At 30.7% G+C, this 14,502-nt stretch carries 10 protein-coding genes and 5 pseudogenes; 3 read left to right on the top strand and 12 right to left on the bottom strand.

The window, feature by feature from the left end:
• Window positions 1-61: 61 nt before the first annotated feature.
• From ccrC to JVV30_RS02950, 7 genes and pseudogenes are all read right to left on the bottom strand, one after another.
• Window positions 62-1,738 carry a cassette chromosome recombinase CcrC gene (ccrC, locus tag JVV30_RS02925; protein ID WP_070677204.1) on the bottom strand — a complete coding sequence of 559 codons (1,677 nt, stop codon included), beginning with the start codon at window positions 1,736-1,738 and terminating at the stop codon, window positions 62-64.
• A gap of 224 nt (window positions 1,739-1,962) precedes the next feature.
• The gene (locus JVV30_RS02930; protein ID WP_001015575.1) at window positions 1,963-3,579 is read right to left on the bottom strand and encodes a DUF5906 domain-containing protein; all 1,617 of its coding nucleotides are present in this window, start codon (window positions 3,577-3,579) and stop codon (window positions 1,963-1,965) included.
• Window positions 3,579-3,947 (bottom strand): hypothetical protein, encoded by a 369-nt coding sequence (locus JVV30_RS02935; protein WP_001058155.1) that lies wholly within the window; start codon window positions 3,945-3,947, stop codon window positions 3,579-3,581. The genes JVV30_RS02930 and JVV30_RS02935 overlap by 1 nt, the downstream gene beginning before the upstream one ends.
• A complete protein-coding gene (locus tag JVV30_RS02940) occupies window positions 3,940-5,049 on the bottom strand; it encodes a DNA polymerase (RefSeq protein ID WP_000283873.1) in 1,110 nt (369 codons plus the stop codon). The genes JVV30_RS02935 and JVV30_RS02940 overlap by 8 nt, the downstream gene beginning before the upstream one ends.
• A 194-nt stretch (window positions 5,050-5,243) precedes the next feature.
• A complete protein-coding gene (locus tag JVV30_RS02945; protein ID WP_001038847.1) occupies window positions 5,244-7,232 on the bottom strand; it encodes a hypothetical protein in 1,989 nt (662 codons plus the stop codon).
• A 29-nt stretch (window positions 7,233-7,261) separates the two neighbouring features.
• Window positions 7,262-7,354 (bottom strand): annotated as a pseudogene (locus JVV30_RS13535) (LEM-3-like GIY-YIG domain-containing protein); the annotation flags it as partial.
• 39 nt (window positions 7,355-7,393) lie between these two features.
• The gene (locus JVV30_RS02950; RefSeq protein WP_000750311.1) at window positions 7,394-8,323 is read right to left on the bottom strand and encodes a helix-turn-helix transcriptional regulator; all 930 of its coding nucleotides are present in this window, start codon (window positions 8,321-8,323) and stop codon (window positions 7,394-7,396) included.
• A gap of 80 nt (window positions 8,324-8,403) precedes the next feature.
• On the opposite strand from JVV30_RS02950, the gene JVV30_RS02955 reads away from it, so the two are divergent.
• Entirely contained in the window at window positions 8,404-8,832 is a 429-nt protein-coding gene (locus JVV30_RS02955; protein WP_000671996.1) for a VOC family protein, read from the top strand.
• A gap of 59 nt (window positions 8,833-8,891) precedes the next feature.
• On the opposite strand, the pseudogene JVV30_RS02960 reads toward JVV30_RS02955, so the two are convergent.
• Together JVV30_RS02960 and JVV30_RS13470 are read right to left on the bottom strand one after the other, a co-directional pair.
• A pseudogene (locus JVV30_RS02960) lies at window positions 8,892-9,566 on the bottom strand (IS6 family transposase).
• A gap of 40 nt (window positions 9,567-9,606) precedes the next feature.
• A pseudogene (locus JVV30_RS13470) lies at window positions 9,607-9,714 on the bottom strand (beta-lactam sensor/signal transducer MecR1); the annotation flags it as partial.
• 96 nt (window positions 9,715-9,810) lie between these two features.
• On the opposite strand from JVV30_RS13470, the gene mecA reads away from it, so the two are divergent.
• Window positions 9,811-11,820 carry a PBP2a family beta-lactam-resistant peptidoglycan transpeptidase MecA gene (gene mecA, locus JVV30_RS02970; RefSeq protein ID WP_063852638.1) on the top strand — a complete coding sequence of 670 codons (2,010 nt, stop codon included), beginning with the start codon at window positions 9,811-9,813 and terminating at the stop codon, window positions 11,818-11,820.
• A gap of 45 nt (window positions 11,821-11,865) precedes the next feature.
• On the opposite strand, the gene JVV30_RS02975 is transcribed toward mecA, so the two are convergent.
• From JVV30_RS02975 to JVV30_RS02985, 3 genes and pseudogenes are all read right to left on the bottom strand, one after another.
• Window positions 11,866-12,294 (bottom strand): MaoC family dehydratase, encoded by a 429-nt coding sequence (locus JVV30_RS02975; RefSeq protein ID WP_000872606.1) that lies wholly within the window; start codon window positions 12,292-12,294, stop codon window positions 11,866-11,868.
• 96 nt (window positions 12,295-12,390) lie between these two features.
• Window positions 12,391-13,134, bottom strand: a complete 744-nt coding sequence (locus JVV30_RS02980) for a glycerophosphoryl diester phosphodiesterase (protein ID WP_000958858.1) — start codon at window positions 13,132-13,134, stop codon at window positions 12,391-12,393.
• 876 nt (window positions 13,135-14,010) lie between these two features.
• A pseudogene (locus JVV30_RS02985) lies at window positions 14,011-14,373 on the bottom strand (hydroxymethylglutaryl-CoA synthase); the annotation flags it as partial.
• A gap of 62 nt (window positions 14,374-14,435) precedes the next feature.
• Here JVV30_RS02985 and JVV30_RS02990 point away from each other — a divergent pair.
• A pseudogene (locus JVV30_RS02990) lies at window positions 14,436-14,502 on the top strand (IS6 family transposase); the annotation flags it as partial.

Consider the following 14,502-nt stretch of genomic DNA (forward strand, 5'->3'; position numbering starts at 1 on the left):
TCATTTTTATAATATATATCTGATATTCAGTTCATTTCCCTCACTTCTATCACTAATATGATTAAGTGGTAAAAGTGGTAATTTGGTCGATGAAATAATCATTTTGACCATATATTTCAAATTGGAATTTGGGCATAAAAAAAGACCCCCAATCTTTTTTCAAAGATTGAGGGATAAGACTTTCATCAATTTTATACCTTACAAGTTTTACTTGTTTATCTGTCGTAATTTCAATTGAATCAATTAACATTTTCATAAGTTGATTTTTAGCTTCGGGTGTAGCCTTTCTTAAGTACACACTGAATCGTGTTATCATCAAAATGAGTCGTGCTTTTAACTTATCAAAATTGGGTATATCATCCTGTGATTGATTTGCTTGTTTTGCTTCTTTAATTTGTTGGTCTAATACTTCTAACTGTTGATTCATTTCACTTTGTTTAGCTTTTAACATTTCGCTATCCATTTCATCATCTAAGAACAATTCCAATAATCGTTCTTGTTGTGTTTTAACTTTTGCTTTTTGTTTTTCTAGACTATCAATATCATATTTTATTTCTGTTTGTTTACTATGCTTTTGTTTCAGTTCTTCTATCACACTTGACGCAATCTGCTTAATAACATTAGGTTGTGAAAGAATACGATTCAAATGAACATTGATTACGCGTTCGACGACTTCAGCATTAATCGCATTACTATGACAGGCAGAACTTCCTGAGCGATTGAATAATGAACAAATGTAATAGCGTTTGATTGTGCGTTCTTTGGACTTTTTCGTTTTATAATACGTCCGTCGACATACCATATTATTTCCGCATTCTGGGCATTTAATAAGGCCACGTAAGTAGAAATCTCCACCAATAGGTCGACCCGGTTTAAAACTTTTAGAAGCTAGTTTCTCATGAACTTGATCAAATACATCTTCACTTATAATGGCTTCATGCTTACCTTTGACCAATATCACATCATTTTTATCACTTTTACCACTTCTTCGCTGAACAGCCCAATTTTGATGATTATTGAATCTGACATAGCCTTTATAGACTGGATTATTCAAAATGTATTTCACGCCAAACACTGAAAATGGTTTTTGATTAATGGTACGATATCCTTTTTGATTTAGAATTGTCGTGATTGCTTTAAATCCTTTATTGTGATTCAAATATAAATCAAAGATTTCCCGTACAATATGAGCTTCATTTTCATCAATAACTAAATCATTTTTCTGTGTCAATGGATTAAGTGATAATTTGTAGCCTAAAACACGACCGGTGATTGCCTCTCCGCTCCTTGCCTTAGCATTCATAGAAAGTTTCACATTGGAAATCAAAGTCTGGCGTTCTATAGATCCTATTAGTCCAAACATTGTAACGAGTACTTCTCCAGAAGCATTGGATGTATCAATATTCTCAGAAATCGATTTATACCCTACGTCATGTTCTTTGAATTCATGAATAATATTAAACACGTCTCTCATTGAGCGAGAAATACGATTCAATTTCCAACTTAATACCATTTCGATTTTATTATCCTTAACATCTTGTAATAGACGTTTCATTGCCGGACGACCTTCAATATTTTTACCTGAAATGCCTGAGTCAGTATATGTCTCATAGTCATAACCTGGGAAATTTTTCATAACTTCTTTGATGAGTAGTTGTTCCTGCTCCTTTTCAGAATAACCATGTTCTGACTGCTCAGACGTACTAACACGTGAATAAAGTGCAATTTTACCCTTCATATCATACCGCTCCTTTTATTAGATTATTGCTACAGACCATCGGTCTTGTAACAACATATAGATAATATATATTTATAATTTCGTTTCATTTTTATCACTTTTACCACTTAATCATATGAGTACTACAGGCAACTGCCTGTAGTACGTAATTAGATTACTTACCTTTATTGATACGTTCTTCTATGATAGGCACAAGCACTTCTACAAATGCTTCAATTTGTTCATTATTCATCGTCAAAGTCCTCCCAACCTAAGTTCAAATCATCTTCGTATAAGAATTCATCATCTGTTACATTCTCATTTTTATCGAATGAAATCATGTCATCTTTTTTATCAGTTTCTTTCCATCCTAAATCGACCCAATACTTATAACCATTATTTAGTCTACTTTGTACATTAAAGTTAGCTTGAACCAAATCATTAATAACTTGAGAGCTTACTTTAATTTCATCTCTAATAACCTCATTTAGCCTAGACACTTTGATACGTGACCCTGGTTTGATTTCTATAAGTTTTCTGAGTAAATTAATACACGCTTTCTGATGTGCAATATTTGCTGATTTACTAGAAACAAATTCATATCCAAAATTTAACCAATCATGAGAAATTTCAGTAACACGATCATTTTGGAGGTACTCGATATCATTTTTTACAATTTGCTTATACACATACATCAAGTAAAGAAAGATTTCTTTCTTTTCATCCTGTAACTTTTCAATTAAGTCAGGGTCAGCTTTTTCAACATAATATTCACATGGAATAACAGCAATTCTACGCTCTAATGCTTTTGCATGTGATGATGGAAAATTGAGTACAGCATTCGTATTAAAAATGAGTTTTAAATCTAAAGTAACTTCTACTTGCGTTCTTCCTTTACGGTCAGCATGAATTGGTTCAACAGATAGTAATTTTTTGAAATCATTCACAGTTGCTTCATCAATATTAGCTTTCCCCACTTCATCACTTGCCATAATTCGTTTACCAATTAGACTTTCCTTATCGAAACGCCCGCCAAGTTCATTAAGTGTTTTAGATACGATATCATTACTATAAAAGAATGACTTAACTAATTTAATATAGACCGATTTCCCATTTTTTGCAGTTCCATACAAAAAAAGTCCACGACGTAGTTTAGTATCTGCCGTCAATAACACTGCCATATGTTGGAAAAGGAAATATTGTAAATCATGGTCATAATTCGCCAACTCTAACATATATTGTTTGAAATTCGGGGGTATCTTGTCCGTAATCGTGTCATTTATATCTAATTCCAAATCTAAGCGTGTTTTAGGGAATATTTCAAGGTCATTATCAACCACTTTAAAGGTCTTTAGATTGAACATATTTCGTCCACAACCAATGTACTGTCTATGCTCAACAAGTTTTTCTATGTCCGTTGATTTCTGTATGCCATCTACTACGTTTTTCAAAGTACTTAGTGAAGGTTTATAATCAACTAGCAACACTTGTATCATTTTAGATATCAACCCTTGCAATTCATCTTCACTTACCTTTTGCCAACCTTTATCTTTGAAAACAAACAACTCTGAATCAAAACGCTTGATATGAAAAATACATATCATCATTTCCACTAATATTGTGTCATTTGGCTTTTTTTGAATACCAAAATAACTGTATATGTTAGGTCTATAGTCGACATCTTTAGGAATGTTAAGCTGTAGCTTATCGATAAGCTCGTTATACACCATTACAGCTTGTTCAGAATCATCCATTTCATCATTTCCAATACTACTTGTTAGGATGGCAATCAGACCTTTACGGTCGATTGCCTCCATACCCACTTTTAATAATTTTATTAACATTTCTAAAATATGATTCATTACAATACCCCTCCAAATTCATCTAATGGTGCTACATCTTGAATATAATAATTTCCGTTATATTGCCCTACAAGGACCAAATGTTTTCGATCAATGTATGGATCATAATTAATGTGGTTTACGTTATAGTTACTGTGACGTTTAATCCAATCAGCAATTGATAATTGGTGACTCATAGATTTTACGGTAATATTGCGATTTACATAGTGCGTTTCTTGGTTAAGTTCTACTTCATACGTAAACTGATGTTTAATATCACCTGAGAAGTTCTTCTCGTACACAGAATGTAACGTAGCAACGTATATAGATCCTTCTTTTAACAATGTACTTTGGGGAATTTGAAGACTTTTTCCTCTATCATTATTCATTGTCTATACCTCCTAAAGCTTCCACTGTCACATGTGCAAATTCACCATTAAACAGTTGATTAGCTGTATCTTTCATGAGCTGTGCTACATTTTGTGCAATCCCCTTATCATTACATTCAATCATAATCGCATCGTGTATCGGCACTATAATCTTGAACGTTTTTTTTTCGCACTGTGCTTTGTACACTTCCAACAAAATGTGCTTGAAAATATAGCTTGCTACCGTTTGTACATAAATTGCCATAATACTACTACCTTGAAATGCGCTCATATCATGTTCAATGCCGTAAGGCGTAGGCATTGTTTTATATTTTTCGACTTGCTCCTTAAATTCAATGACCTTCTTGAATTTGCTCATTACTTGTAGCCAGTTAATTTCACTAACCTCTTGATTGATTTTGAATTTAGAGCTACTATAACGACCGCCAAAAAGAAATGACCCTATAAATGCACGTTTCACACTCACGCGCTTCTCTTTTGACAAAGATAAGTCTCTCAGTAATGCATCGTATAACCCTTCTTCATGATTCAAGTAGTCAATCAGTTGTTCGTCTTGTGTCATATACGCAGCAACTGATGGTTCGAATGATTTAAAATCTATTGTATAAACCTTTTTAAATTGCGAAGGTAAAATCATTTGTTGGACTAATTTAGGCAAGCCTTGAACATTAAATCTTTTCGTTGTGATCCGATGTGTTCGTGTGCCAATCAACGATAATTGCGTATATAATCGATTCGTACCATTTAATGACTGATCTAATCTATCAAATAGCTGTTCGATTTTATCAAAATGTTCATCGTTCTTAGCCTTTTCAAGCATTGTCGCTTTGATATCAGGTAATTTATCGGTATCAAGGTTAATAGATTCTGATTCAATCTCTTTCTTTAATGGTTCTAAATTATGGTGTACTTCCACGTATTGGTCTAGCTTAGCTTTTTCATTAGCCAAAAGCTCATTATATTGTTGATCTAGCTGTTGGCTAATTTGTCTTTGTAGCTGCTGAACTTTATCTTGATTTGAAAATTTGTTCATTAAAAAGTGTTCTGTTTTATTGCTTTGAGGCAATTTTGTAATTAAATCACGTATATTTGCTTGATACATGGTGATTTGCTCCTTCTATAAGTTATTACACAATAATCTCCCGGGCTGATTATCATGTGAACATCACAACGTTGTACCTATACTATAAATGACTCAAATTAATTGCTTAATGGCTTCCATAACATTGATTCCTGTAATGGAAGCGTAAAATTACAATTAAAAAGCCAACTCATTCTTGAGTTGGCTCATTATAGTTATTGTTTTTTTGTATTTGGACTAATATCATACAAATTGCTCTTAATTTTAACTGACAATAAATTATCGATAGAAACATTTATTTTATTCTTTAATTTGGAGTCAATATCGCTTTTATCATCAAAAGCATGATATGTTTCTTCTTTATTTTTTCTTCTCTCATCTTTATCATCAATAGCATCATCAGGATAATGTTGCTCTCTTCCGCTAGACTTACTTATTTCAAGAGAAAATGGCGTTAATTTACTTTTTATTCTACTAAGTTCCTTTAAAAACGATCTATAATATCTTGCATTTTCATCATTCGAATTTATACCATTATTTAGTAAGTAAATACCTAATCTGTCTATTGAATTTTCAACATCATTGAAAAGTTGTTTGAATAAATCTGAATCATCTTTTTCATACTTAAATTTGCTTGTTGCTACTAATTTTTCAATGGTACTACTTCTATCATATCTTTCTTTTTCAAACAATGTTTGCATATTATAATTAATACTTTCCTGACCTATTTCTTGATTCAAATAATTGATTAATAATTGATCCAAAAAGGGCATTTTTATTTTATATTTATCTACAAAATATAAAATGTAACCTCTATTTCCATTTACCCTTGCTTTTACTAAGTTATTACTAAACTCAAAGCAATGGTATAAATAATTAAAGTTTAGTTTCTGATTTCGATTTGCGTTATTAAATTGAATCTTATTATATTCATTTTGGATATCGTTAATAACTTTACCATTGAATTCAGTAATTTTCTCGCTAATCTGCTCCCAATTCTTCACCCCACCGTCTGTCAAAAAATAATCTTTAAAATAATTGAAATGAACCTTATCTTCATCAGCCTCATTGATTGTTTCTTCAATTGCATGAGACAACATTCTATATAATTTGTTACCCTCATAATAATTGCTCTCCAAAACTTTATGCATAAAACTTTCAAGTTGCAATTTTAATTTTTCACTTTCAGAGTACCATCTACATTGAGATTGATATGTAAAATCAGTCAATAATTTTTCCTTTAAAGAAGAATTTTCCATACTTATAATTTCTTTCATTATATCTTCAAAATACTCATAAAAACTATGAGAATCCCCACTTAATATTGCTTTTTCAATAGTTGGAATATGTTTATAATTATTATCTGACTTTGGTAATGGATGCTTATCAAGTATTTTCGATAACATATCTATAATTTGATATTGAAGTCTATTAAATTCATAGTTAGATCTTTGAGAAATGTATCTTTCACCAAATTGACCTCTTTCATATTCAGGATTATTAGAATTATAAAATGGCTGATATTTTGCAACATCTACACCATACATTTTGTTCAATAATTTTAATTTGTTCGTGAAAGTTGTACCCTTGACACCTTGTTTCTCTTGTAAATGTCTTTTTTTATAAGTTATTTTAGGATTTTCTTTTACAAGATTGAAATAACTAGATACTTGATACTTATATTCAGATTTTTCTTTATTGTAGAGATAAATATCAATATGAACCTTAAACACCTCTTGAAAAGCTTGCTTTTTATTTTTAGAATCATTCATGAGTTGCTTTAAAGCATTATACAATTGATTTTTATCCTCTTCTAATATTTGATTTGAAAATTTGCATAAATACCATTCTTTAGTCACATCAATGTCATTTGTTCGCTCATTTAAGTAACAATGTTCTTGAATGCCTCGTTGAATACTACTTAATGATTCACTTTCAAACTGTATTTTTATGCCTTGACTATCCAATATTACTTTACCAAAATTAATCATAAACTGCTCATATGTACTAATAAAATCTTGTACCTCTCCTGCATATTCTGGTTGTAACAACGGTGATAATGGAATTTTATCTTCCATAGGCAAAATTTTAAACTTTTTGGTACACTCTTTTATATTATTTATAATTTGATCATCGATATGAACCGTATACTGCATATATGTAGTATTTTCAGTAGATTTTAGAGCTGTAATATTTTTATTCACTTAATTCACCTTCATTGACCCATCTTTATTTAATTATAACTATTTATGTATGCTGTAGCACTACCACTACCCAATTTTAAATTTGGTAATGCTTTTTTGTATAAATTTAAATTGTTTAATGTTGTCATCTTTTTGTTATTACAATTATGATTAAATTACTATTAATACATGTTTATTATTTTAGTTAATTCAACTTTAACAGCATTTTTCAAACTATTAGGGGTCTCTACTTTTACATTGACACCACCTGTGACAATTAACTTAGCTATAAAATCTATATCTTTCGCGTTCACTTTTGATTTAAATAAATATGTCTCTTCGTCAATATTTTCAATCATATAGTCACTCCACAGGTAGCCTTTCAAGATATTCAATCCCATAACATTGCTTCTAATAAGAATATCAATAGCTGTTTCATTTTTAACCATGAACTGTTGAAAATTCTGCATAGTTATATCATTACACTCTTGAGTCTCTCCCATTTCATATAGTTCTTTTATTTTCGAAATATTTAATAGATTCACTAACTTTGATTCTATATTAGCTACAACAAAATACCATTGATGATTTTTATACATAATGCCAATACCTTTATATTGTTCTTTAATATAGTTTTGTGAATAACAGGTTTCAAAAGACTTATTCTCAATTATCAATCTAATGATTTCATTAAATAACTTATAACTTTTGAACTGATACTTATCTTCATTAAAATATTGAAATAGATCATTATATTGGTTTATTAACTCTTTTTTATTCGAGTTATTATATAATTTTTTTAATATTTCTTGATATTCTGTTTGAAAAGGTAGATTACTCACATTTGAAATACTCGAAAGTGTAAATACTAAAGCTTTCAACTCTTCATCTGAGATTGCTATTTTCGTTTGGTCTCGATTACCTATGATCGTATAACCACCATTTTTCCCTGGATTACTATATAAAGGTACTCCTAATGCTTCAATTTCTTTTATATCCCTTAAAGCGGTACTACGAGAAATATTAAATTCTGACATTAAATCATTTAATTTGAAGTTCCTATTTTCATTACAATATTCAATCATATTATATAATCTAACAGATTTTTTCATTATTATTCTCCTTTTAGTGTCAATAGATGACACTAATTAAGTATATACTCTATTTATAACAAATCTAAGGAGGAAAAAACATGAAATTTCAAGTAAGTCCATATTTTTTAATCACTCAAAATGCAGAGGGTTTAAAAAAGTTGTATGAAGAGCTGTTTGGCGCTAAAACACTGTATATTCAACGTATTAAAGATAGACCTATAGATAAGAAACTTAATATTGACGAAAATGATTTAAATAAAATTGATCAATGTGTACTTCAATTTGGAGATATAAAAATTATGATCGCAGATGACACTGAAGGTTTGCCCATAACACAAGGTAATAATATATCTCTTTGTCTCACTTTTGACCAAGTAGAAGAAACTAAACATGTATATGACCAGTTAATAGAAAAAGGCAGTGAGGTATTGAAAACATTTAGTCCAGAATTCTATACTGAAGGTTATGGTTATGTAAGAGATCCTTATGGTATCTCTTTGCATTTATTTACAAAGAGAAAAAATTAGGTTCTGCTGCAAAGTTGAAAAATAAATGTCTAATCTCAATTTTAAAATAATACTTTGTGTTAACTTGTTAGCATGATGCTAATTTCATGGCATGGCGAAAATCCGCAGATCTGAAGAGACCTGCGGTTCTTTTTATATAGACCGTAAATACATTCAATACCTTTTAAAGTATTCTTTGCCGTATTGATACTTTGATATCTTGTCTTTCTTACTTTAATATGACGGTGATCTTGCTCAATGAGGTTATTCAGATATTTCGATGTACAATGACAGTCAGGTTTAAGTTTAAAAGCTTTAATTATTTTAGCCATTGCTACCTTCGTTGAAGGTGCCTGATCTGTAACTACCTTTTGAGGTTTACCAAATTGTTTAATGAGACGTTTGATAAATACATATGCTGAATGATTATCTCGTTGCTTACGCAACCAAATATCTAATGTATGTCCCTCTGTATCAATGGCACGATATAAATAGTTCCATTTTCCTTTTATTTTGATGTACGTCTCATCAATACGCCATTTGTAATAAGCTTTTTTATGCTTTTTCTTCCAAATTTGATATAAAATCGGGGCATATTCTTGAACTCAACGCTAGACCGTTAAATGATGAACGTTTACACCACGTTCCCTTAATATTTCAGACATATCACGATAACTCAATGCATATCTTAGATAGTAGCCAACGGCTACAGTGATAACATCCTTGTTAAATTGTTTATATCTGAAATAGTTCATACAGAAGACTCCTTTTGGTTATAATTATACTATAAATTCAACTTTGCAACAGAACCGTATATTTTATATAGAGCATTCTCACTAAAAAAATTACACATATCGTGAGCAATGAACTGATTATACTTAACATTAAAAAAGATGATAACACCTTCTACACCTCCATATCACAAAAATTATAACATTATTTTGACATAAATACTACATTTGTAATATATTACAAATGTAGTCTTATATAAGGAGGATATTGATGAAAAAGATAAAAATTGTTCCACTTATTTTAATAGTTGTAGTTGTCGGGTTTGGTATATATTTTTATGCTTCAAAAGATAAAGAAATTAATAATACTATTGATGCAATTGAAGATAAAAATTTCAAACAAGTTTATAAAGATAGCAGTTATATTTCTAAAAGCGATAATGGTGAAGTAGAAATGACTGAACGTCCGATAAAAATATATAATAGTTTAGGCGTTAAAGATATAAACATTCAGGATCGTAAAATAAAAAAAGTATCTAAAAATAAAAAACGAGTAGATGCTCAATATAAAATTAAAACAAACTACGGTAACATTGATCGCAACGTTCAATTTAATTTTGTTAAAGAAGATGGTATGTGGAAGTTAGATTGGGATCATAGCGTCATTATTCCAGGAATGCAGAAAGACCAAAGCATACATATTGAAAATTTAAAATCAGAACGTGGTAAAATTTTAGACCGAAACAATGTGGAATTGGCCAATACAGGAACAGCATATGAGATAGGCATCGTTCCAAAGAATGTATCTAAAAAAGATTATAAAGCAATCGCTAAAGAACTAAGTATTTCTGAAGACTATATCAAACAACAAATGGATCAAAATTGGGTACAAGATGATACCTTCGTTCCACTTAAAACCGTTAAAAAAATGGATGAATATTTAAGAGATTTCGCAAAAAAATTTCATCTTACAACTAATGAAACAGAAAGTCGTAACTATCCTCTAGGAAAAGCGACTTCACATCTATTAGGTTATGTTGGTCCCATTAACTCTGAAGAATTAAAACAAAAAGAATATAAAGGCTATAAAGATGATGCAGTTATTGGTAAAAAGGGACTCGAAAAACTTTACGATAAAAAGCTCCAACATGAAGATGGCTATCGTGTCACAATCGTTGACGATAATAGCAATACAATCGCACATACATTAATAGAGAAAAAGAAAAAAGATGGCAAAGATATTCAACTAACTATTGATGCTAAAGTTCAAAAGAGTATTTATAACAACATGAAAAATGATTATGGCTCAGGTACTGCTATCCACCCTCAAACAGGTGAATTATTAGCACTTGTAAGCACACCTTCATATGACGTCTATCCATTTATGTATGGCATGAGTAACGAAGAATATAATAAATTAACCGAAGATAAAAAAGAACCTCTGCTCAACAAGTTCCAGATTACAACTTCACCAGGTTCAACTCAAAAAATATTAACAGCAATGATTGGGTTAAATAACAAAACATTAGACGATAAAACAAGTTATAAAATCGATGGTAAAGGTTGGCAAAAAGATAAATCTTGGGGTGGTTACAACGTTACAAGATATGAAGTGGTAAATGGTAATATCGACTTAAAACAAGCAATAGAATCATCAGATAACATTTTCTTTGCTAGAGTAGCACTCGAATTAGGCAGTAAGAAATTTGAAAAAGGCATGAAAAAACTAGGTGTTGGTGAAGATATACCAAGTGATTATCCATTTTATAATGCTCAAATTTCAAACAAAAATTTAGATAATGAAATATTATTAGCTGATTCAGGTTACGGACAAGGTGAAATACTGATTAACCCAGTACAGATCCTTTCAATCTATAGCGCATTAGAAAATAATGGCAATATTAACGCACCTCACTTATTAAAAGACACGAAAAACAAAGTTTGGAAGAAAAATATTATTTCCAAAGAAAATATCAATCTATTAACTGATGGTATGCAACAAGTCGTAAATAAAACACATAAAGAAGATATTTATAGATCTTATGCAAACTTAATTGGCAAATCCGGTACTGCAGAACTCAAAATGAAACAAGGAGAAACTGGCAGACAAATTGGGTGGTTTATATCATATGATAAAGATAATCCAAACATGATGATGGCTATTAATGTTAAAGATGTACAAGATAAAGGAATGGCTAGCTACAATGCCAAAATCTCAGGTAAAGTGTATGATGAGCTATATGAGAACGGTAATAAAAAATACGATATAGATGAATAACAAAACAGTGAAGCAATCCGTAACGATGGTTGCTTCACTGTTTTATTATGAATTATTAATAAGTGCTGTTACTTCTCCCTTAAATACAATTTCTTCATTTTCATTGTATGTTGAAAGTGACACTGTAACGAGTCCATTTTCTTTTTTTATGGATTTCTTATTTGTAATTTCAGCGATAACGTACAATGTATTACCTGGGTATACAGGTTTAATAAATTTAACGTTATTCATTTGTGTTCCTGCTACAACTTCTTCTCCGTATTTACCTTCTTCTACCCATAATTTAAATGATATTGAAAGTGTATGCATGCCAGATGCAATGATACCTTTAAATCTACTTTGTTCTGCTTTTTCTTTATCTATATGCATATATTGAGGATCAAAAGTTGTTGCAAATTGGATAATTTCTTCTTCTGTAATATGAAGGCTTTTTGTTTTGAATGTTTCTCCTACTATAAAATCATCGTATTTCATATATGTCTCTCTTTCTTATTCAAATTAATTTTTTAGTATGTAACATGTTAAAGGTAAGTCTACCGTCACTGAAACGTAAGACTCACCTCTAACTTTCTATTGAGACAAATGCACCATTTTATCTGCATTGTCTGTAAAGATACCATCAACTCCCCAATTAGCAAGTTGGTTTGCACGTGCTGGTTTGTTTACAGTCCATACGTTCAATTCATAACCCGCTTCTTTTACCATTTTTACTTTTGCTTTAGTAAGTTTGGCATCTTCAGTGTTTACTATTTTAGCATTACAGTAATCTAAAAGTGTTCTCCAGTCTTCACGAAACGAAGTTGTATGGAATATAACTGCTCTGTTATATTGTGGCATGATTTCTTCTGCAAGTTTAACAAGCACAACATTAAAGCTTGAAATGAGCACTTCTTGATTCTGATTTAAGTTTGTTAATTGTTCTTCCACTTGCTTAACCATACTTTTAGAAAGTGCTAGTCCATTCGGTCCAGTAATACCTTTTAATTCTACATTTAAATTCATATTATATTCATTTGCTATTTTTACTACATCATCGAAAGTTGGCAAATGTTCATCTTTGAATTTTTCACCAAACCAAGATCCTGCAGAAGCATCTTTAATTTCATCATAATTCAATTCAGTTATTTCCCCGGACATATTTGTAGTCCGTTCTAAATAATCATCATGAATGATAATCAGTTGTTCATCTTTTGTAATTGCAACATCTAACTCCAACCAGTTTATACCTTCTACTTCTGAAGCAGCTTTAAATGATGCAATTGTATTTTCCGGAGCTTTACTAGGTAATCCTCTATGTCCATATACAGTTAGCATATTACCTCTCCTTGCATTTTTATTTTTTTAATTAACGTAACTGTATTATCACATTAATCGCACTTTTATTTCCATTAAAAAGAGATGAATATCATAAATAAAGAAGTCGATAGATTCGTATTGATTATGGAGTTAATCTACGTCTCATCTCATTTTTAAAAAATCATTTATGTCCCAAGCTCCATTTTGTAATCAAGTCTAGTTTTTCTGTACCCCTTATCTGCAATTTTACTTAGGATTGCTTTTAACTTACCTCTTATCTGCAATTTTACTTAGGATTGCTTTTAACTTACCCCTTATCAGCAATTTTACTGAGAACTGCTTTTAACGCACCTCTTATCTGCAATTTTGCCTAGAACTGCTTTTAACGTACCTCTTATCTGCAATTTTACTGAGAACTGCTTTTAACTTACCCCTTATCAGCAATTTTGCATGGAATTGCTTTTAACGTACCTCTTATCTGCAATTTTACTTAGAACTGCTTTTAACAAACCTCTTATCTGCAATTTTACTTAGAACTGCTTTTAACGTACCTCTTATCTGTAATTTTACTGAGAACTGCTTTTAACAAACCTCTTATCTGCAATTTTACTTAGAATTGCTTTTACTATTCCTCTTATTAGTATAATCTCAGTAAGAATGCGTATAAAAATGAAAATTACAACCGATTTTGTAAGTGCTGACGCCTGAGGGAATAGTATGTGCGAGAGACTAATGGCTCGAGCCATACCCCTAGGCAAGCATGCACGTACAAAATCGTAAGATAAAAAAATAAGCATATCACTGTAAACTTTAAAAAATCAGTTTAGTGATATGCTTATTTATTTCGAGTTAGGATTTATGTCCCAAGCTCATCAAGCACAATCGGCCACTAGTTTATTTCTCTATCTTATATGTTCTGATATGGTCTTCTATACTGTATAAGTATACTTTTGAATATGGATCTTGTGTCAATTCACGTTCGAAATCAAATTCTTGATTATCAAATCTGTTAAAGAATGTTTCGTATTCTTCGACTGATAATTGCTCTCTAGATTCTAGCATATTTAAGTGTTTCTCTTTATCTAATGCTTTGTCATATCCTTTAACGATTGAACCACTAAAGATTTCTCCTACTGCTCCTGAACCATAACTAAATAGACATACTTTCTCTTCTGGTTGGAATGTGTGGTTCTGTAATAACGAAATTAAACTTAAGTATAATGATCCTGTATAAATGTTACCAACATCTCTATTCCATAATACGGTTCTGTTGCAAAGTTGAAGTTATAGTATAATTTTAACAAAAAGGAGTCTTCTGTATGAACTATTTCAGATATAAACAATTTAACAAGGATGTTATCACTGTAGCCGTTGGCTACTATCTAA

The sequence above is a fragment of the Staphylococcus sp. GDY8P47P genome, from assembly GCF_016892225.1.
Taxonomy (GTDB): Bacteria; Bacillota; Bacilli; order Staphylococcales; family Staphylococcaceae; genus Staphylococcus; species Staphylococcus borealis.